Source organism: Lentimicrobium sp. S6 (genome assembly GCF_013166635.1).
Classification (GTDB): Bacteria; Bacteroidota; Bacteroidia; order Bacteroidales; family UBA12170; genus UBA12170.
In genome coordinates this window covers 79,403-99,834 of sequence record NZ_JABKBZ010000004.1, presented here as the reverse complement: position 1 = coordinate 99,834, position 20,432 = coordinate 79,403, and the positions used below count along the sequence as shown (strand labels likewise).

General features: G+C 34.5%; 15 protein-coding genes and 4 tRNA genes. 4 read left to right on the top strand and 15 right to left on the bottom strand.

Features of this window, described 5'->3' with window-relative positions; translation table 11 throughout:
* Nucleotides 1-87: 87 nt before the first annotated feature.
* The 12 genes from HNS40_RS23650 to mutS form a co-directional block, all read right to left on the bottom strand.
* On the bottom strand, nt 88-1,584 hold the full coding sequence (locus tag HNS40_RS23650; RefSeq protein ID WP_172277440.1) for a T9SS type A sorting domain-containing protein: 1,497 nt from the start codon (nt 1,582-1,584) through the stop codon (nt 88-90).
* A 143-nt stretch (nt 1,585-1,727) separates the two neighbouring features.
* Nucleotides 1,728-2,723: a hypothetical protein gene (locus tag HNS40_RS02990; RefSeq protein ID WP_172277437.1), complete on the bottom strand. Its 996-nt coding sequence runs from the start codon at nt 2,721-2,723 to the stop codon at nt 1,728-1,730.
* Nucleotides 2,724-2,771: 48 nt separating this feature from the next.
* Entirely contained in the window at nt 2,772-2,918 is a 147-nt protein-coding gene (locus tag HNS40_RS02985; protein ID WP_172277434.1) for a hypothetical protein, read from the bottom strand.
* 121 nt (nt 2,919-3,039) lie between these two features.
* Nucleotides 3,040-4,503 carry a FlgD immunoglobulin-like domain containing protein gene (locus HNS40_RS02980; RefSeq protein WP_172277431.1) on the bottom strand — a complete coding sequence of 488 codons (1,464 nt, stop codon included), beginning with the start codon at nt 4,501-4,503 and terminating at the stop codon, nt 3,040-3,042.
* Between the two features lies 1 nt (nt 4,504).
* Nucleotides 4,505-5,020, bottom strand: coding sequence for a hypothetical protein (locus HNS40_RS02975; protein ID WP_172277428.1), 516 nt, complete (start codon nt 5,018-5,020; stop codon nt 4,505-4,507).
* Between the two features lie 119 nt (nt 5,021-5,139).
* Nucleotides 5,140-6,594, bottom strand: a complete 1,455-nt coding sequence (locus HNS40_RS02970; RefSeq protein ID WP_172277425.1) for a T9SS type A sorting domain-containing protein — start codon at nt 6,592-6,594, stop codon at nt 5,140-5,142.
* A gap of 452 nt (nt 6,595-7,046) precedes the next feature.
* Complete coding sequence (locus HNS40_RS23645) at nt 7,047-7,391, bottom strand: GIY-YIG nuclease family protein (RefSeq protein ID WP_216663795.1); 345 nt, start codon at nt 7,389-7,391, stop codon at nt 7,047-7,049.
* Nucleotides 7,392-8,232: 841 nt separating this feature from the next.
* A tRNA-Leu gene (locus HNS40_RS02960) sits at nt 8,233-8,317 on the bottom strand.
* Nucleotides 8,318-8,429: 112 nt separating this feature from the next.
* Nucleotides 8,430-8,502 (bottom strand) — tRNA-Gly (locus HNS40_RS02955).
* 6 nt (nt 8,503-8,508) lie between these two features.
* A tRNA-Leu gene (locus tag HNS40_RS02950) sits at nt 8,509-8,593 on the bottom strand.
* Nucleotides 8,594-8,714: 121 nt separating this feature from the next.
* Nucleotides 8,715-8,787 (bottom strand) — tRNA-Gly (locus tag HNS40_RS02945).
* A 58-nt stretch (nt 8,788-8,845) separates the two neighbouring features.
* Nucleotides 8,846-11,464 carry a DNA mismatch repair protein MutS gene (gene mutS, locus HNS40_RS02940; protein WP_371742916.1) on the bottom strand — a complete coding sequence of 873 codons (2,619 nt, stop codon included), beginning with the start codon at nt 11,462-11,464 and terminating at the stop codon, nt 8,846-8,848.
* A gap of 97 nt (nt 11,465-11,561) precedes the next feature.
* On the opposite strand from mutS, the gene HNS40_RS02935 reads away from it, so the two are divergent.
* Both HNS40_RS02935 and HNS40_RS02930 read left to right on the top strand, forming a co-directional pair.
* A complete protein-coding gene (locus HNS40_RS02935) occupies nt 11,562-12,200 on the top strand; it encodes a cyclase family protein (protein ID WP_172277422.1) in 639 nt (212 codons plus the stop codon).
* Nucleotides 12,201-12,396: 196 nt separating this feature from the next.
* A complete protein-coding gene (locus HNS40_RS02930) occupies nt 12,397-12,906 on the top strand; it encodes a Spy/CpxP family protein refolding chaperone (RefSeq protein WP_172277419.1) in 510 nt (169 codons plus the stop codon).
* A gap of 67 nt (nt 12,907-12,973) precedes the next feature.
* Here the strand turns inward: HNS40_RS02930 and HNS40_RS02925 are convergent, their stop codons facing one another.
* Nucleotides 12,974-14,875 (bottom strand): tetratricopeptide repeat protein, encoded by a 1,902-nt coding sequence (locus tag HNS40_RS02925; RefSeq protein WP_172277416.1) that lies wholly within the window; start codon nt 14,873-14,875, stop codon nt 12,974-12,976.
* Nucleotides 14,876-15,026: 151 nt separating this feature from the next.
* Between HNS40_RS02925 and pyrH the strand changes: the two genes are divergently transcribed.
* The gene (gene pyrH, locus HNS40_RS02920) at nt 15,027-15,731 is read left to right on the top strand and encodes a UMP kinase (protein ID WP_172277413.1); all 705 of its coding nucleotides are present in this window, start codon (nt 15,027-15,029) and stop codon (nt 15,729-15,731) included.
* Nucleotides 15,732-15,801: 70 nt separating this feature from the next.
* Here pyrH and HNS40_RS02915 read toward each other — a convergent pair whose 3' ends face one another.
* Together HNS40_RS02915 and lysS are read right to left on the bottom strand one after the other, a co-directional pair.
* Complete coding sequence (locus tag HNS40_RS02915; RefSeq protein ID WP_172277409.1) at nt 15,802-16,860, bottom strand: glutaminyl-peptide cyclotransferase; 1,059 nt, start codon at nt 16,858-16,860, stop codon at nt 15,802-15,804.
* A gap of 158 nt (nt 16,861-17,018) precedes the next feature.
* Complete coding sequence (gene lysS, locus HNS40_RS02910; protein ID WP_172277406.1) at nt 17,019-18,719, bottom strand: lysine--tRNA ligase; 1,701 nt, start codon at nt 18,717-18,719, stop codon at nt 17,019-17,021.
* 192 nt (nt 18,720-18,911) lie between these two features.
* Here lysS and HNS40_RS02905 point away from each other — a divergent pair, with 192 nt between their 5' ends.
* Entirely contained in the window at nt 18,912-20,429 is a 1,518-nt protein-coding gene (locus tag HNS40_RS02905) for a hypothetical protein (RefSeq protein ID WP_172277403.1), read from the top strand.
* The last annotated feature ends 3 nt before the right edge of the window (nt 20,430-20,432 follow it).

The window sequence follows — 20,432 nt, the reverse complement described above, 5'->3', positions numbered from 1 at the left end:
TGGTGCTATAACAAGTTTCAGTTAAATAAAAGCCTTACTAGTCATACTAATAAGGCTTTGAGTTTTTTTGAGATATTGATTGATAGATTATTTTAATACCACCATTTTTTTAGAATCGGCCACTTGTCCATCTATTTTAATGGTGTACAGATAGATTCCATTTTCTAAATCGATAGTATTAAGATTTATATGATGGGCTCCTCTGTCTTGTTTTCCTTCATCAATAGTAATTAATAGCTTTCCTGTGTAGTCATAAACATTTAACTGGATATTGGCTTCCTGCTCCAAATTATAGCCTATTTGTGTGTTGCCATTAACCGGATTGGGTGAGTTTTGACTTAATACCTCATCACTTGTTATAGGATTTAGGCTTTCCGCTTCCTTACTTTTTAGAGGCAATAAGGAGATTAAATAGTCTCTCTTTGCTATGTATTCCTCTTTAGATTTGGGTTTGTGCTCGGGCATGGAGCCTACACCATAGCTAGCTTTATTGCTGCTGTTTTCCATAATATAATAGAGCAAGCCTAAATCAATAATAGCAAATATTTCTTCTTCAGTATCTGGTTCTCCTGAAATTCTTGCCTCATAGAAATCAATGGCTGTTTGCCAGTTTTCTAGTTTAATATCACATCTATTGCTAAAGAATTCTGCTAGTGATTTGAGCACATCATTAGTTTGAATACTTGGGTTGTCATTAAAATATTGACGCAGCGATGAATAATCGTTAGTGGCAAATAATTCAACAATAAACAAGTCTTTAACAGCTGCTTGGGCAAATGTAGTATTAGGATAATCTGTGATTATGGTTTCTAGAGTAGTTTTTGATGCTATGAATTCTTCATCCTCAAATTGAGTTTGGCTATCCATATATAGTATTTCTGCGCTTTCGGCCACCCCTTTGCTTAAACCTGGACACCAAGTAGGGTCTGAATCATAAGCTCCTACAGGATATAAATCTACTAAAGGATTAAAAGAGCTTCCTCCCCAGCAATTGTATTCTACATCTATTATAGGTTGTCCACTAGGAGGTAAATTATGATATACTAAAGCATCGTTTGAACCTCCCAAATTATCATTATCCTTTATTACATTATAATGAAATATTTGTGGGACACTATATGAACTCATATATACTTCTTCACCAATATTATCTTTGATAACCTGTGTTTGGCTCTCGTAATTTGCATTACTGTTTCCTATAAGTTGTACAGAAGAATTGTTTAATAACTTTACACCGAGGTCGTTATTTGAGATTTGGTTATTCTCTATAATACCAGATGAACTATAAAATGTAAGAGCAGGTCCATCGATATTTGTTATAGAATTATTTTTCACAAAATAATCTCCTTTTCCATGTCCCGAATTCCAAACTTCGATTCCATACATGTAATTATCAATGGTATTATTATCGATATTATATGTATTACAGCCTTCAACACGAATGGCGGTGTAATTGTTTGAATTAGCAAAATCACAATCGCTAATAGTTGCAAGAATGCTAGGAGCAAAATTATTATTCTCAATATGAACATACGAATCATCAAAATCACAATTATCAACTAATACACTCCCTTGATTATTCACTCCCATAATTTTTGAACCATTTGAGAAAACTGAATAGGTAATTTCGTAGGTTCCTGAACCATGTAGCCAGAAAGATGATTGGTTATCTAAATTCGCACTGCTTACACTTAATGAAGAGTTATATAAAAGAATCTCAGTATGATCTAAGTGGTCAAATCGGTATCTATATTTACTGTTGCACCATCTTCTATAATTATTTTTCCATTTGTGAATTCAACGTATTTTCCAATTGTTAAGGTAGCTCCAGATTCAACTGTTAATTCAGAACCGTTTAATATATCTACTTTTGAATTCTTCAAGAGAACTAATTCTGATTCAGCTTTTACTGAAAAACTCTTAGAAATCCCGATAATACCTCTATGGCTTTCGTTTGTTGTCATATTGCTATGTAACAAAGTTGGGTATTCTAGGGAAGTATAGGCACTGATTGCTCCTAAGTCTGAAAATAAAGGGGTTTCATCTAGGTCTTCATGATCTGATTCCCAAATCCAAGATTCATATAAACTAATATATAAATCAGTATTTAAATCAGCGTCTGTATAATCTTCGTTATCATAGCTGTCCAAATATGCAGGAGATTCACCATTAGTTGATGAATACATATGGAAAAAGCATTCACTATGTGTATACTGTTTACCATTGATTAATTCATTCTCAATATCTGGAGTATCATTTCCTGATTCAGCTCCTTCAAGATATTGGCAAGCTGAATGGAAAACAGTATTTTGGCCTTCTAAGGCTCCATTAAAGCCCCCAGAGTTGCATTGAAGCATCCAAAAAGCTTTTTTATGAGCAGGAATAGGGTTTACCAATGCTGCAAAATCATCCTCAATTATATATTCATCATCCATTAAAAGTAACCTTGCATGGCCTTCAATAAACATCCCATGATCAAAAGTCCATACAAATAAAAAATCATCTTCTGTAAGCTGAGGAAAACCGCCATTACCAAGTCTTAAACCATTAAATACCATTTGTAAGTTTGCTAAGGTAGCAGGATAATCTGTTACTGTAACAGTAGAACTAGGTTTATATCTGTCATCGATAAGAGGGTGATTAAAAGAATAATCAACTCCATCGGCAAATAGTACAAATATATTATCAGGATCATACCCCTTAGCTTGTAATAATTCCCACATTAAAAAGGTATCGTTCCAAAACTCATCAAAATCTTGGTTATTGTCAGTTTAACCTCCATTAAACTGATGGGTATTTGGAATGCCCTGTGCAACATAATCACCAGTAATGAGCACTGCATATTTTTCTTGGCTTATACCAATTTGGCTTATACAAAAAGCCATAAATAAAGCTATAAAAGTTTTTACATTAAACATAATGTTTAGTTTTGCACAAAAGCCGGATTATGGAGTAGCTAAGCATTTTTCCCTGCAAAGATGAGTGCTTATGCCACTCCTTACTGTCCGGTGTTTTGTTCGGTTTATAATAAAATTATTATTAAAATACTTCAACAGAACGTGTCATGATTTGTTTGCCGGCTTTCAAACGAATAAGATACAGACCGGGACTTACCTCCTTTCCATTTTTATCTGTAGCATTCCACTTTATTCTTTGTGTTCCTGTTGATTGTTTTTTATTTACTAAGGTTTTTATGAGTTCTCCTTTTAGATTATAGATTTTTAATTCTATATGAACCGTATTACTCAAATGATATTGAATATTTGCTTGAGTACTGATTGGATTGGGGAAAATTGCGAATTTTGAAAATGTAACTGGTAATACTTCATCTGTATTTACCAATACTTCATATTTTCTTAAAACTATATTTGACTCCACTATAGAAGCACCATAAATTGTATCCACTTTACCATTTACTAAATATATTAAATTTCCCTTATTAATTAGTTTGTTCAAAAAATTCCCATAATTATCTTCATTTATAATTTCACCAATCCATTCCGCATTCTTTTTTTGATAATGAATTAATCTATAACCATCTTCATATTTTTCATTATCAATTATATGAGTTTTGTTATAAGAATCTATTACTATTGCTTGGTCACTTGGATCTTCCACAATAATTTCAGGATCGGACCATTCTGTTCCATCATAAAAAGCATATAATGACCCATCGTTTGGAGGAGCTGAATTAGAGAGCGTCTGCCTCCATACAATTTGAGGATGATTAAGGTTGTTTATAGCCAAATCGTTTCCTACCCAAACTTTATAATCTACACTTACTTGGCTAATGTTGGACCAATTATTATTCTGGCAGGTTGAGTAAACTATTTCTAGATCATTATTACTTTGATAATAATAATAATGATATGCTGAACAATGTAATATATTATTATTATCAATGACTATTTTCCCAATAAAATAGACATCACTATTATCATAAGGGATTAAAAAATCGCTCCACTGATCGTTTTCGTAATAGCGATAGACCATAGATCCATTATTATTATACCAATCACAATACCAAAAACAATAGACTCTATCGTTATTATCTATGTATAATGAATTATGATCAGAACCATACCATCCATTAGAAACTGTATCAATGGCACTCCAGTATTCACCATTATATTTCCGCAAAAATATAAGCATGTCGCTGGGATTACCAGCATTATAATCATAGCTAATGTATACCTGATTGTCACTATCTACTACCACATGAGGATTTTCCATCCACAATGTGTTGTTCTGTGAAATATTTTCTGCTTCGCTCCATGTTAAGCCATCGTCCTCGCTTTTGCTATAATAAATAATACGGTGATTAGCTTCTAATCTATAACTCCATACAACATGTATGATTCCATTATTAGCTATATAAAAATCGGGACTGGAATTATAACCTTGTAATTTACTTATTTCTACGGGCTCACTCCATTCTTGGGCGGAAGTAGGAGTATTATAAATAAATGTGAACAGGATAATAAGGCAAATAGTGCGTTTCATTTTATTGGTCTTTAATATTTATATCTAGTATAATATTTGCATTCAAAGGCTGAATCAAATGGCTTAAGTCTTCTTTGCTTAATTGGCCTTCGTATAATTGAATATTAGTCTTGTGATCGGAAAATTTCTCATAAGTCCAAACAAATAGGCTATCAAACTTGCTAAGTTTATTTACGCTCTGACTTCCTTCTTTAAACTCATTAAAAACTTTGTTAATATTATCCAAGGTAGCTGCATCATAAGTAAGAACAATACCTACATTGGGTTTGTATCTATGTGCTAAGCTTGGACTTTGGTAGTCGTATCCATTATCAAAAAACACATAAATATTCTGAGGTGCATAGCCTTTGCTTTGTAGCTCTTCCCACTTTAAGAAGGTTTCTATCCAAGCTTGAGAGTGATTATTTGATTGAACTTGAGTTTTGGCAATTATTACTGCATATTTTTCTTGGCCAATACCAATATGGCTCATGCAGAGAACCATTAATAAAATCATAATTGTTTTAAGTTTAAACATATTGTTTAGATTTGCAACATCAGCCAGATTGGGGAGTACTGTAGCATATAATCTGTGGAAAGTTTGCTGCTATAGATACTCCTAGTTATCTGGCGAAATGTTCGGTTAATAATTCATTATTATCTAATAAACTCAATCTTTTGAGTAGATATGGATTGAGCAGCTTGTAATCGCACGATATAAACTCCAGAATTAAACTGATTACCTTCATCTAAAGGATCCCAATTTATCTGATGATTTCCTGATAACATTTTGCCATCATAAAGCGTTTTAATTAACTCCCCTTGCATATTATAAATTTTAATATTTACCAATTCTTCATTTTCTAGAAAGAAATTAATATTAAAGATTTGATTAGAAGGATTTGGTGAAATTTCAAAACTATTTGGTTTTTCTTGTGGACTTATTCTATTTATCATATCAGTTCGAGTAAACATCACATTTTTCATATTATTATCAAAAGCAGTTATTGCTGTGAAAACCATATTAATGGTCATATCTTGTTTAAGAATTTCAAATTGATTGATAGAGTTTTCCATTGGAAAAATGCTCGATTCCCAATTCATGTTATTTTTATAATAATGAACGATAATCCACCTGTCTTCTATTTCTATTTTTTCTCGGTGAAATACGTTTGGGCGATTCTGATAATCAATTATAATTCTTTGGTTGTTTCTACCTTCCCCAAGATAGGTGGGTATATCCCATAAGCCATCTTCATTCTGTGCATTATAATATGTTGTGGAAAGAGGAGGTTCTCCTCCCTGAGGAATATATTCTTGCCAAACCAAATGGGGACTTTCATTATTATCTAAATCTATATCAAAACCTATCCAAGCATAGTGCTCTCCAAATTTCTCAAAATCACTCCATTCATTATTTTCATAATCATAATAAAAATAGATCGGTTTAATGTCATAGTTTCCTTCATTTTGATAATGATGATTTCCAATCCAATGTAAATTGTTTTCTGAATCTACTACAGCATCATTAAAGAAATGATATTCATTATTATTATAAGGGGTAATAACATCACTCCAGCTATCACTATCACTATCTTTATACATATAAGAACAAGTGCCGTTATTAACTGCTTTATACCAAAAGCAATATACTCTATCGTTATAATCAATAAATATTTTATTGCTTCTTGATTTAGTTGTGTAAGGTGTTAAGGCTATTGGCTCACTCCATTCTTCACCATTAAACATATGATAATAAACCTGAATGGCAGTAACGCTCATGCTATTATAATCATAAGACAAGTGTAGATTTTTTTCAGAATCACATACTATGTGTGGGTTGGAAACCCTATATTCATTATTTTGAGAAATATTAATGGCATCGGACCAAGTTAAGCCATTATCGTGTGAATTACAGTAAAATATTTGACTGTAGTCTGTATTATAGACTTCCTGCCAAACACAATGTATTACACCCTCATGGTCTATACAAAACTCTGGATCTAAATACCCACCACTTGTTTTTGTAACAAAGGTAGGTTCAATCCAGTTTTGGGCTTGGTTTTGGAAGCTAAATAGGAGGATAATCGATAGGATAATTAGTTTTTTCATGTTGGTATGCTTTGGGGTTTTAATGCTTTTCAAATATATAAAAAATTCTGTTTGTTTGTTTGTTTGTTTGTTTGTTTGTTTGTTTGTGAGAATTGTATATCTACCAGAAAATTAGTGGTATTGCGATTGATTTGCTTGGTGCTGATTGTCTTGATATTTAGAAGGTTAATCTCAAATATCTTTCTAAATGTTATACTATGTGCTATTATTGTATTGATTAAAGGAGCTGTTCTTTTGGTGTTTCTTTTGTGATATTGCCTGAACCCTCTTTGGCCATTTCGTGAAGGAATTTTGATAAACAAAAAAAGCTCCAGATAAATAAATATCTGAAGCTTTTAAGTACTCAAGGTGGGATGCTGACGAATGCGAGCATTGTCATCATCTTGATAATTGCCATGCAATTCATCAAGGCTTGAACTAATCATATATGTCTTTTTCATATGATTAACCTATTATGGCTTATTCGAAACCCTAATATTTAGGATGCTAATCATCTTTGTATCAATAATATCATCTTTATATTTTATAATAAACCTTATTAATCTTTCTCTACTAAGGTTTTTTAACTTCATTTCTAGCCTATAGGCTTCGCTTTTTGATGACTTTTTGGTGTACCATAATAAGTTCCAAGGAATTCCTTTTGATGTGAAGCTTTCTAGTCCTTTATTATGTCTGAGAACTCTGTCTTCTATGTTGTTTGTTGATCCTTTATAAAATAAATCTAAGGACTGAGAGTATAGGATATATGTGTAGAACAGGATCAACGTGTTTTTATGGGGGATGGACAATCTAGTCATTTTTTTCTCTTGTTAATTTAGGAAACTATTAATAATAAATATATTACTCAAATGGTTCATTTAATCTGTAAAAGCATGATAATATATTTCTCTTCAACACTTTTTGAAAAAGTGTTACAAAACCTCCGCTGTATATCAAAGACTACTCCACAAATGCCTTTCCGGAAAAACAATAAACTCCTCCTTATAGTGACATTCTACGAATGATCACTAACGAGCGTCAAACAGTATTGTTTTTTATTCCTTCAAGCCATTTGCTCCGTTTAACGACTTTGATATAAGGCGGCTTAGACATTCCTGCGGAAGTCTTTATAAACTTTGCATAGCATCAGGTGTGCTTACATTAGTTTGGATATTGTCTGATAAACAAATTATTATATATACTATTTTTCTTATTTCGGAGACTGCGGGAAGGCCTCTCCCAAACAGAAAGCGGCTTTAGAGGTGAATTTCAGAATATTAGATTTAACAGCAAAGGGCTTTAGCTTTTAAATAATGACATAAGAGAAGCAAGGTGTAAAAATAAGGCTTTAAAATCTGGAAAACATCTACAATTCAAAGGTCATTATTTTCAACTTTGCTTGTTAAATCAATATTCTGGAAGAGGAGGGTAAGCAATTGTTTGGGATGGATTTTTGCTTACTTTTTTCCATAAAAAAGTATGAAGACACATTAGATTTGTCTTTCAAAACATCAACATAAATGCAGAACAAACAGTCTAAACTGTGATAATTATTGATGAATACAAAATCAATTCCCCCAGAATTTTGCCTTGACCTGTAGAACATCTCTCAAATATAAACAAAAAAAGCTATAAAACTTTACGTTTTGTAGCTTTTAGTACTCAAGGCGGGACTTGAACCCGCACGATCGCGATGATCATTGGATTTTAAGTCCAACGTGTCTACCAATTCCACCACTTGAGCATCGAGAATCTAAAATGAAAACCTGTAGACCTGTTTCCATTATATTTAAAGAACGTATTCTAGAGTTTTTACTCTAAAAAATAAAAGCTTTTGTTGATACAAAAGCTCTGAGAGCGAAAGACGGGATTCGAACCCGCGACCCTGACCTTGGCAAGGTCATGCTCTACCAGCTGAGCTACTTTCGCAGTGTGTACCCAGGGCGGGACTTGAACCCGCACGATCGCGATGATCATTGGATTTTAAGTCCAACGTGTCTACCAATTCCACCACCTGGGCATTAGATTTAACCTGTGTGGTGGGAGCTCGTAAACTCGGTTCCACCACCTGGGCATCTACCTTTATATTCTGATGGAATCGGTAAACTTATTCCATCTAAGGCCATATAAAAGAACTTTTGAGCGAAAGACGGGATTCGAACCCGCGACCCTGACCTTGGCAAGGTCATGCTCTACCAGCTGAGCTACTTTCGCGTTTTGCGGTTGCAAATATACATAATATTTTATTTAGTAAACAAGAAAAAATGAGCAATTAATTTCCTAAAAGCTTTTTGATCTCATTTAGCTTCATAAGGGCTTCCACTGGGGTTAACGTATTAATGTCCGTCTTTAAGATGTCTTCTTTAATTTGGTATAATAACGGGTCGTCCAATTGTATGAAACTGAGTTGATAATCGTCTTTCTTCTTTTTCTTGTTTGCCAATTTCTTGCTCGTACTCTCTAATGCTCCTTGTTTTCTGGTCTCCTCTAGCTGTTCTAAAATTTCATGACTTCGGTCTAAAACCCAGGTTGGCATTCCAGCCATTCTAGCTACATGTATTCCAAAACTATGCTCACTACCTCCTTTTTTCAGCTTCCTCAAGAATAAAACCGTGTTCTGAACTTCTTTTACAGTCACGTGAAAATTCTTGATTCTTTTCATGGTATTGGCCATTTCATTCAGTTCATGATAATGGGTGGCAAATAAAACCTTTGGATGATATAGCGGATGTTCGTGTAGGAATTCCGTAATAGCCCAAGCTATACTGATTCCATCATAGGTGCTGGTTCCGCGGCCAATTTCATCTAATAAAATCAGGCTTCTATTACTGATATTATTCAAGATGCTAGCGGTTTCGTTCATTTCCACCATAAATGTAGATTCTCCCGATGAAATATTATCGGAAGCGCCAACACGTGTAAATATTTTATCTACCAAACCAATATTAGCAGCCTTTGCAGGAACAAAACTGCCAATTTGAGCCATTAAGACTATAAGCGCAGTTTGTCGCAAGAATGCTGATTTACCACTCATATTTGGCCCAGTGATGATCATGATTTGTTCACTCTCATGGTCTAGATAAACATCGTTAGAAATATAATCAACACCGGGTTCTAATTGTTGCTCAATCACCGGGTGCCGACCTTCCTTGATATCAATGTTAAGAGAATTATCAATAACAGGTTTGCTATAATTATTCTCATCTGCAATTTGAGCAAAGGCTAATAAAACATCTAGTTGGGCCAGAAGAAAAGCATTATTTTGTATGGGTTGAATATAATCGTGTAGCGCAAGAACAAGATTATGATAGAGCTTGAATTCAATGGCTAAGATTTTCTCTTGTGCAGAAAGAATTTTTTGTTCTAATACTTTTAATTCTTCGGTAATATAGCGCTCCGCATTGGTTAAAGTTTGCTTTCGATGCCATTCCTCTGGAACTTTGTCTTTATGCGCGTGAGTGACCTCTAAATAATAACCAAACACATTATTGAAACCGATTTTCAAACTCGTGATACCCGTTCGCTCACATTCTCTTTCTTGAATGCCTTTGAGGATGTCTTTGCTTTTAAAAGCCAACTGGCGATATTCATCGAGCTCCTCACTAACGCCATCTGCAATGACATTCCCTTTGATAATAAGTGCAGAAGGATCGTCTTTTATTTCTGTTTCTATCCTAGTTCTTAGGTTAGGACAAAAGTTAAGCTGTTCTCGAGTTTTCTCCAATGCTGGAATCGGAATTTCTTTAATCAGTTCTTGGATTTTCTCCACTATAATTAAACCATTTCTAAGCTGTAAAACCTCTCTGGGATTTATTTTCCCTGTGGCCGCTTTTCCTACTAATCTTTCTAAATCACCTAATTGATTGACTTCATGAAATAAACGGTCTCTGAGTTTCTGATTATTATAAAAATAATCAACTATTTCTAAACGCTCCTCAATCGGTTGCTGATTTTTCAAAGGAAGAACTACCCAACGTTTGAGCATTCTGGAGCCCATGGGAGAAACAGTTCTGTCAATAACATCGAGTAAGGTTTTAGCATTTTCGTGAGGAGAATGTATCAATTCAAGGTTTCTAATGGTGAACCTATCTAGCCAGACATAGTGGTCTTCCTCTATTCTAGTGACCTTATTAATGTGTTCCACCTCTCGGTGATGGGTTTCGAAAAGATAATGCATAGCCGCTCCAGCAGCAATGATTCCATGGGCCATATTTTCTATACCAAAACCTTTGAAAGAAGTTATTTTGAAATGTTTGAGCAAAATATCGTTGGCAAAATCTTGAGAAAAAACCCAATCATCAAAGGTAGTAGAGTAATACTTACTACCAAAAAGTCCGTTAAACTCGGTCAGCTTATTTTTCTGAACGATGATTTCATTGGGTTGAAATCCTTGAAGTAATTTATCGATATATTCATTATTTCCTTGAGCGATAAAAAACTCACCAGTACTCACATCGAGAAAGGAGATACCACTAGTCTTCTTATGGAAATCGATGGAAGCCAAGAAATTATTTTTCTTGTTTTCTAGAACCTGGTCATTATAAGAAACGCCAGGAGTAACGAGTTCTGTAACGCCTCTTTTTACGATGGTTTTGGTGGTTTTTGGGTCTTCAAGTTGGTCGCAAATGGCGACTCTTTCACCAGCTTTCACCAGTTTTGGTAAATAAGTATCTAAAGAATGATGTGGGAAGCCAGCTAAGTCCACATAAGCCGCTTTTCCATTGGCTCTTTTGGTAAGAACAATGCCAAGAATTTTGGAAGCTCTTACTGCATCCTCATTAAAAGTTTCGTAAAAATCGCCCACACGAAAAAGTAATAAAGCCTTTGGGTATTTCGCTTTTATGGCATTATATTGTTTCATTAATGGTGTTTCTGCAACTTTCTTCGACACTTTTCCTCCGTTTTTTTTAATAGCCGATAAAATTACAGAATTGTTATGGAATAGCAATCTTTAAATTGTCATACATTTGTGGCAAATAATTAGAAAAATGCATATCATAGACTTAAGTCATAAGATTGAGAATGGAATGCCTGTATTTCCAGGAACTCCTGAAGTAAAGATTGAGCAATTATATACTGTGGAAAAAGATGGCTTTGCAGAAAAGACTTTAGGCTTGCTTACACATGTGGGAACACATATGGATGCGCCTGCACATATGATTGGAGGAGGGAAAACCTTAGACCAATACCCCATATCTAAATTTTCTGGTAAGGCCTGCCTCATTCCCTTTTCTTGGGAAGATATAGATGAACAAGCGCAAGATGAGTATTTGAGTGAATTTGAGTCGGTGATTAGAGATTGTGATTTCGTCATTCTAAAGACAGCTTACTCAGAGAAGTGGGGAAGCCCAGAATATTTTAAAAACTATCCTGCATTAGATAAAAAAGGAGCGGAATATTTATCTGGTTTTAGATTAGATGGAATTGGTATTGATGCCATTTCTTTAGATCAAGAAGAGAATACGCAATATGAAGTTCATCACGAAGTTTTAGGAAATGATATCCTTATTATTGAAAATCTATGTCATTTGGATACCATCAGGTCTCAGGTATTTCGTTTTAGTGCTTTCCCTCTATTTATTGGTGATGCTGATGGTTCTCCAGTTCGGGCTATTGCGGAGTATTAGAATGGTTTAGTGATGCAATGATTGTATGATGTAATGAGTCAATTGTTGATACATTTCCAGCTTCCCAATTCTCCCTTTCTCATTTCTTATAGTTCCTAAAATTCGTTAAAATCAGTTTTTCTTTCGTTTTATATTAAACTTTTCTCTTTCATCATTATCAAAGAAGCAAATAAAAACAACATTAAAAATTGATATTATGAAAACAAGAAAATTAATTGCCCCCGTATTAGTCCTTTTAATCTTTGCTGGAAGTTTCCAAGTATTCGCTCAGAACGGAAATAGAGATGGAAATGGAAACGGAAATGGAAATAGAGATGGAAGAAATAACAGAAATGGAGATCGTCTGGCTTGTTTAGATTTAACAGCTGAGCAAGAAACACAAGCAAAGGCTATTTTCACCGGAATCATGGAACAAACAACTCCAATTAAGGCCGATGTAAAAGTAAAACAAGCCGAATTGGACCAGTTGATGATTGCTGATAGCCCAAATGAAAAAGCTATTTATGCCAAAGTAGATGAAATCAGTCAGCTTAGGACAGAGATGCAAAAGCTTCGAATTGAAGGTAAACTAAAAGTAAGAGCTATTTTAGACGATGATCAAAAATCGAAATTCGATGCCAATCAAGTAGATGGAAAAAGAGCTGAAAAAGGCAAGCCTCAAGGCCAAAAGTCTTCAAAAGGCCAAAGAGCAGATTGTAGAAGGTAGATGAGAATAAAGCTTGACTAAGAAAAAAAAGATGACATTACTTAATTGATGTCATCTTTTTTTGGTTTTACAGAGAATCCGCATCTTCGTTTACAGGGAAATCATTTCTCAAGCTACGGAATATCTTTCTGGCCTCATTCGTATATATACTTGCTGAATAATCGGTGAGTATTTTTTTATACCACTCACTGGCCTTTTCTTCATTATTGAATTGGTTTAATTCCATTTCTGCCAGTATCCAAATGGCATCGTCTGCTAATAGCCCATCAGGGTATTGGTCAACAATTTTTTCTAATAAAACTTTGGCTTCTTGGTATTGATTAGAAGCGAGTAATATTTCCGATTGACGCATCCAAACATTATCAAAAATATCATGGTATAAACTAAGCATGAAAATGCTATCTAATGTCTGTAGGGCCAAGCTGTCTTGCTTTCTTAAATAAAGGAGATCTGCTTTTCCGTAATATTCTAAAGCCCTTGTACTGCTGTCGGCATCTAGATTTTCAGCAATGAAAAGGGAAAGGTTCATGGCGTCGTTGGCAATTCTTTTTCCGGTGGCTGCTTTTAAAATATCTAATTGTGCCTTAGACCAATCAAACTCCCCAATATAAAAAGAAAGCTTGGCGTTTTTTAGTCTGGCTTCGAAACCAATTTCATCATTTTTAAAATCTTTTTCTACCTGTGAAAAGAGGAGGGTAGCTTCCCATGGATTATCACTAAGAAGGTAAATGTCTCCTAATAATAATTTTGCTGGAGCCTTTTCGGCCTTAGAAAGGCCGGGATGTTCAACGAGTATATTGAGTTCTTCTATGGCTTTATCCGAGTTATCTTGAAAGTAGGTGAGGAGTTCTGCATAATTCATCACCATGGGTATGGTAAATCTAAATCGGCCCATCTCATCCAATGTGATTAAGAATTCTTGGCTCAGCTCATTGATTTCCTCTTGACTTGGATTGTTTTTCGATCTCAAATCGCCATATTTAGCTGATAAAAGAGACTGAATGGCTTCGGGATAATAGACTTGATCTTTTGCACCTGGCCTTGAGATGATATATTCTAATGCTGAAATGCTTTGTGCATAGGCACCATTATTCATCATTACTTGGGCTAAATCGAATACTCTAAAATACTCTCCACCTTCTCGTCTATCTAAAGCTTTGGCTTGTATCACTGCAATATTGAAGTCTCTTCGCTGAATACTTAACCATAATAGGAGCTCACTAAATTGATTGGCATCCTCTTGTTTTTTTATTCTGGAAAGCAATTCTTGTTTTAAGTAGGGATAGATTTGGTCTTCTTTATCTCTTCTAAAAGCATTTTGAATTCGATATTGAACAATCTTCATTTGCTCAGGTTTTATCTCTAGAAGATCGAGATAAGAATCGGTCATTTTATCGTATTGTTCCAAATAATAGTAGAGATATCCTAGTTCACTTTCGAAGCCATATTCTTCTCTTAGCAATTTTTGCCCCGTAAAATAGGTTTCTTCGGCCAAATCGGATTGCCCTCTGCTTCTGAAATCATTAGCCAGTTGTAGAATGGCTCCTTTGTTAGCAGGTAATTCTTTAATGGCTTTAGCAAATAGCTTATTGGCTTTTTCTACATCGCCCTTTTTTTGCTCAATATAGCCCATATCAGAAAACTCTTTATAGGCTTTCTCAGTATTCTTCTGTGTTTGTTTTACTAATTTTTCTGCCTTACGAAAATCTTCTAATTGCACATAACAATAGAGGAGGTATCTATAAAAATAGTCGCTGGGGTTTTCTTCGTAGAGCTCCTCAAATAATTGGCTTGCTTTTTCATATTCCCCTGCAACATAAAATTCAGTCGCTAGTTTTTGTTTGGTCTTTTTTGGTTTTTTCTGACCATTAGTGGCTGGGTCAAATAGCTTTAAATTTTGGCTATAAGTTTCAATATTTATTCCCATAAGGAATAAAACTAGAAAGGTGATATATAATGCGTTTTTCATCTGATTGCAAATTTAAACATAAGTTTGAATTCAATGACTTTTTATAATCATTTAGCATTTTAGAATAACGCTCGTTTTGAGCACTAATTATTCTAGGAGGGAATAAAAAAAATGATTAATTTTATTCATCGGAAATACAAAATACAACTATATGAAATTCAATAGAATACTTTTGAAATTAAGTGGTGAAGCATTGATGGGCGAGCAACAATACGGTATTGACCCTCTTCGCTTAGGCGAATATGCTTCAGAGATTAAAGAAGTGGTAGATGCAGGAAAAGAAGTAGGAATAGTAATTGGAGGAGGTAATATTTACCGTGGATTACAAGGTGCTGGAGAAGGAATGGACAGGGTTCAGGGTGACTATATGGGCATGTTGGCTACTGTTATCAATTCCATGGCATTACAGGGTGCTTTAGAAAAAACAGGATTAAAAGTAAAGCTGCTTTCTACTTTGACTTTAAGACCTATGGCGGAGGCCATGAGCCGAAAAATTGCCATAGATTATTTAAAAGAGGGTTATGTAGTAGTGATTGCTGGAGGAACTGGAAATCCATTTTTCACCACAGATACTGCAAGTGCATTAAGAGCTGTAGAGATAGAAGCAGATGTGATTATGAAAGGAACCCGTGTAGATGGAATTTATACAGCAGATCCAGAGAAAGATCCAACAGCTACAAAATATAGTGAGATTTCATTTGATGAAGCCTATGAAAAAGGATTAAAAATTATGGATTTAACCGCTTTTACCCTCTGTAAAGAGAATAGTCTTCCTATCTATGTTTTCGATATGAATACCAAAGGCAATTTATTGAAAATTGTAAATGGTGAGCATTTGGGAACTATTGTGAAGTAGCTGGTTTAACTGAAGAATAAAAAAAGGATGTTATCACTTCATGTGATGACATCCCTTTTTTATTTCTTCATCACTTCAGTTTAATTTCGAACATCTTAGGCCAATTTTTACCTGTGATAATGAAAGTCTCATTTTTGTGATGATAAGCGATGCCATTTAATACACCGTGGCTTTTATAAGGTTCACAAATATCCTTTAAGTTAATGATACCCAATACTGCACCATTTTTAGGATTAATCTTAATTATTTTATCAGATTCCAAGATATTGGCATAGATATAATTGTCAACATACTCCAATTCATTTAAGAAGTTATATACTTTTTTATAGCCTAAGACTTCTGTTTTTCTGGATACTTTTGATAAACTTTCTTCTTCAATGAAATAGATTATATGACTACCATCGGATAGGATTAGTTGCGTCCCATTTGTTGTTAAGCCCCAACCTTGTTTGATCTGCTCTGGGTATAAAAACTCTCTAGTTTTCTCAAATGAACTTTTCTCATAAATAAACCCTTTTCGATTGAGCCATGTTAACTGATATATCCTTCCATTTAAACTAGCAACACCTTCACCAAAATAGTTATCTGATAATTTTACCTCCTTAATATTGGCTTCACTTCCTAAATTATACTCAAGCAATTTGGAAGCTCCAAATTCACCTGTACTTTCAATTATATTGCCTTCTTTGTTACATATTAGGCCTTGGGTGAAATGTGATGGGTCATGAGGGTATTCGTTTATAATTTCATATTCAATATCTTCTTCCATAGTGGAAGGATGAATAGTTATAACACTTCTATAGGTAATATTTCTATTGCGATAGTCTTTTGTAAAATAGACTTTTTGAATGATTCTGTTTTTTCCATATTTAAGATCAGTTGAATCAAGTAGTATATTTAGTGGACCAGAAATTCTTTTGTTTCCTATTTTGGTGACTATGGAGTCAATCGTATATGGAGAATTTGTATTTATTTTCAGAGAGTCTCCAAAATGATATATTTCATTAGTGATGCTATCGAAATTGGAACTTAAATTTTTTGTACTTTTTTCTGAACATGAGAACTGAAATAGCAAAATAGTCAAGATCAACACTAAGGTTTTTATTTTCTCTAGTATCTGTTTTTTCATATTTACTTAAATTGGATTAATACCTAAGGATTAAGTATGTTATCAATCGCTTCCACAAATATATTGAAAGAATTTTAGAAAGGAAGAAAAGGAAATAGAAAAAAAGGATGACATCACTATAAGTGTTGCCATCCTTTTTTATATTTCTTAGAAAGCAATTATCCTAAAAACTCAATGTTCAAGCCGTCATCAGTTTTAGTGACTTTAGCTAGTTTGTTTTTGGTGAGTCCTTTGATAGCGGTATCCCACTTTTTATTACTTAAACCAGTTTTCCCTTTTAAGTCAGCTAGTTCTACTGGAGATTTAGCTTTCAATAAATCAAAAACGATTTTTTCTTCTTCAGTCAATTCTACTTTTTTCTTCTCTGGTTTCATCTGAGGGAAGAATAATACTTCTTGAATAGAAGAATTATCGGTCATAAACATCACCAAACGGTCGATTCCAATTCCCATTCCCGATGTAGGAGGCATACCATATTCCAAAGAACGAACAAAATCCATATCAATAAACATGGCTTCATCATCACCTCTTTCGGCTAGTTTGTTTTGGTCTTCGAATCTTTCTAACTGGTCAATGGGGTCGTTCAATTCAGAATAAGCATTGGCCAATTCTTTACCGTTTACCATCAACTCGAAACGCTCAGTTAAACTCTCATCATCTCTATGTCTTTTACAAAGAGGAGACATCTCAACAGGGTAATCAGTTATAAAAGTAGGCTGAATATAAGTATGCTCACATTTCTCTCCGAATATTTCGTCTATGAGTTTTCCTTTGCCCATATAATCATCTACAGCGATTCCCATTTCACGAGCAGCTTCGCGAATTTCATCCTCAGTTTTACCATTTAAATCATGGCCTGTATGGGTTTTAATGGCTTCTAAAATAGGTACACGAGCATAAGGAGCCTTAAAGTTGATATCGTTTTCACCAAATTTTACTGTTGATTTACCATGCACATCATTGGCAATGGTTTCCAACATTTTTTCGGTGAAATTCATCATCCACTTATAATCTTTATAAGAAACATAAATCTCCATTTGTGTAAACTCAGGATTATGTGTTCTGTCCATTCCCTCGTTTCTGAAGTCTTTGGCAAACTCAAAAACACCTTCGAAACCACCAACGATGAGTCTCTTTAAGTAGAGTTCATTGGCAACTCTCAAATACATTGGAATGTCGAGAGAGTTGTGGTGAGTGATAAAAGGACGAGCCGATGCGCCACCTGGAATAACTTGTAAAATTGGGGTCTCTACTTCTAAATATCCATGAGAGGTAATGAAATTACGCATGCTCTGGATAATCTGACTTCTTTTGATAAAGACATCACTTACCTGGTCGTTTACAATTAAATCTACATAACGCTGGCGGTATCTTAATTCAGGGTCGGTAAAAGCATCATAAGTTTTTCCATCTTTTTCCTTAACAATAGGAAGTGGTCTTAAAGCTTTAGATAAAAAGGTAAATTCACTGGCATGAATACTAATTTCACCCATTTTAGTGATGAAAACACGACCTTTAACTCCAACAAAGTCACCAATATCAGAATACTTCTTAAACACGTCATTATAAAGAGATTTGTCATCTTCTTTACAAATTTCATCACGTTTTAAATAGACTTGAATTCTAGAGGTGGAATCTTTTAACTCAATAAAAGAAGCTGCTCCCATGATTCTGCGGCCCATAATTCTACCGGCCAAACTTATATCTTGAAATAAGCTATTATCATTAGGGAATTTTTCTTTTATTTCAGCTGCGGTTGCATTCACTGGAAATTCTTCTGCAGGGTAAGGATTTATTCCAAGCTTCCTCAACTCATTCAACGAATTACGTCTTATTTGTTCTTGTTCGCTCAGTGCCATATATTTTAGTTTTTATCGTTTTCAAAAATTTTTGCAAAGATAGTTTTTATTCTCATTTGACTGAGCTTCATCGAGTAACATTTCTAATGTAACCAAATTTCAATAAAATAGTATAATAGCACTAAGTATAAGTATGTTATATTAGAATTGCCTTTTTTGATGAATTGAATATGAAGAATTAAAAATAAAAATATGAAACGATTATTTCCCTTTTTGTTAGCTTTATTGAGTTTGTGGGCATCAGCGCAGGCTCCCGAAGGTATAAACTATCAAACGATTGTTAGAGCTGAGGATGGCTCAGTGATCAGCTTTCAGAGTATGGACTTTAAGGTTTCCATATTACTAGGAAGTACAAGTGGTACTGCGGTTTATTCCGAAGAACATAGTGTAGCTACTAATGCGAATGGACTAGCCTCTTTCAGAATTGGTAAAGGTGAGGTTTTAACAGGAAGTTTTTCTGATATTAGCTGGGGTAGTGATGCTCATTTTGTAAAGCTGGAAGCTCGACAAACGGGAACCAGTACTTATAATTTGATGGGAATTGAAGAATTTGCATCGGTTCCTTATGCTTTCTATGCTGAAACTACTGCAGCAAGTGAGGGTATGTGGCAGCAAAATGGAAACGACATTTATTTTATGGATGGTAATGTGGGCATTAAAACAGATGAACCTACTGAAGCTTTAACTATTGGTACTAATAATAGAATCCAGCTGAGCACGGTGAAAAATTCCTTGACTTATGGTGCAGTGATGAATTTAAGATGGAATAGCCCAGATGCTAAGCCAGGAATACATTTTCAGGATGCTAGCGGGGATTCCAAAATTGCATTATCAGCCTATGAGTATGAGACTTATCCAAGCGATCAGGCCCGAAAATTTAGCATTGCAACAAGCAATCTTTCAGGAGACTTGGTAGAGCGGTTTAATGTGCCTTTTGGTGAGAATGAAGTGGACATTAGTATCACTGATGCCAATTTGAAACTCATTGATGGAAATACTTTCCAAGTGGGAACAGAATCGAATAGTGGATTAGCACTATACTATAGCGATGTTTTTATTCATGGAACCAAAAAAATGGGAATAGGGGATAAAGATTGGGAAGAAGAAGGAACATGGGAAAATGCCCAGCTTGAAATATATCGTGCCAATAGCAATGTAGAATTGTTAATTCATGATGATGCAGGTACCAATGATATTGGTCTTCACTTAAGAAATGGAGAAAATGATTGGAAAATGACTCATGATGGTGACTTTAATATTATTCATGAATCCTCTAATTTCTTTAAAATTACTGGTGATGGTGATGTGGGAATTGATGTGGATGAACCTATTGCTAAATTAGATGTGAATGGAAATATTAATGTTTCCAGTGGTTTTGCCTATTTGGTAGGTGGTGCAGGAAAAGGTTCATATTTACCTGTAAACGATGATGTCACCAATGGCGATGTACTAGGTTTGAATCCTAGCACTGGTCAGTTAAGAAAATTTGAAAGTGGCGATATATACATGGGAATTGCAAGCGCTAAAGCAGGTTTTGTGAGTAATTATGAGAAAGGCCGTGAGGAGGACTCCGGATTTGCATTGGTGGTTTCAAAAGGACAAATAGAAGCAAATTTAACACAGCTTCAGGTGAATGGTAGAATGGTTTCCACAGTTGATGGAGAGTCGATAGGAGTGCTATTAGCAAACGGAAAATTATATTTAAAATAGAGA

What these genes read in the sequence shown, in the direction of transcription:
- HNS40_RS02990 (WP_172277437.1), bottom strand. Translation starts at nt 2,723, where the DNA reads ATGTGGGAATTATTACAAGCTAAGGGGTATGATCCTGATAATATATTT.
- HNS40_RS02925 (WP_172277416.1), bottom strand. Translation starts at nt 14,875, where the DNA reads ATGAAAAACGCATTATATATCACCTTTCTAGTTTTATTCCTTATGGGA.
- HNS40_RS02905 (WP_172277403.1), top strand. Translation starts at nt 18,912, where the DNA reads ATGAAACGATTATTTCCCTTTTTGTTAGCTTTATTGAGTTTGTGGGCA.
- pyrH (WP_172277413.1), top strand. Translation starts at nt 15,027, where the DNA reads ATGAAATTCAATAGAATACTTTTGAAATTAAGTGGTGAAGCATTGATG.
- HNS40_RS02930 (WP_172277419.1), top strand. Translation starts at nt 12,397, where the DNA reads ATGAAAACAAGAAAATTAATTGCCCCCGTATTAGTCCTTTTAATCTTT.
- HNS40_RS02915 (WP_172277409.1), bottom strand. Translation starts at nt 16,860, where the DNA reads ATGAAAAAACAGATACTAGAGAAAATAAAAACCTTAGTGTTGATCTTG.
- HNS40_RS02970 (WP_172277425.1), bottom strand. Translation starts at nt 6,594, where the DNA reads ATGAAAAAACTAATTATCCTATCGATTATCCTCCTATTTAGCTTCCAA.
- HNS40_RS02985 (WP_172277434.1), bottom strand. Translation starts at nt 2,918, where the DNA reads ATGTTTAATGTAAAAACTTTTATAGCTTTATTTATGGCTTTTTGTATA.
- lysS (WP_172277406.1), bottom strand. Translation starts at nt 18,719, where the DNA reads ATGGCACTGAGCGAACAAGAACAAATAAGACGTAATTCGTTGAATGAG.
- HNS40_RS23645 (WP_216663795.1), bottom strand. Translation starts at nt 7,391, where the DNA reads ATGACTAGATTGTCCATCCCCCATAAAAACACGTTGATCCTGTTCTAC.
- HNS40_RS02980 (WP_172277431.1), bottom strand. Translation starts at nt 4,503, where the DNA reads ATGAAACGCACTATTTGCCTTATTATCCTGTTCACATTTATTTATAAT.
- HNS40_RS02975 (WP_172277428.1), bottom strand. Translation starts at nt 5,020, where the DNA reads ATGTTTAAACTTAAAACAATTATGATTTTATTAATGGTTCTCTGCATG.
- HNS40_RS02935 (WP_172277422.1), top strand. Translation starts at nt 11,562, where the DNA reads ATGCATATCATAGACTTAAGTCATAAGATTGAGAATGGAATGCCTGTA.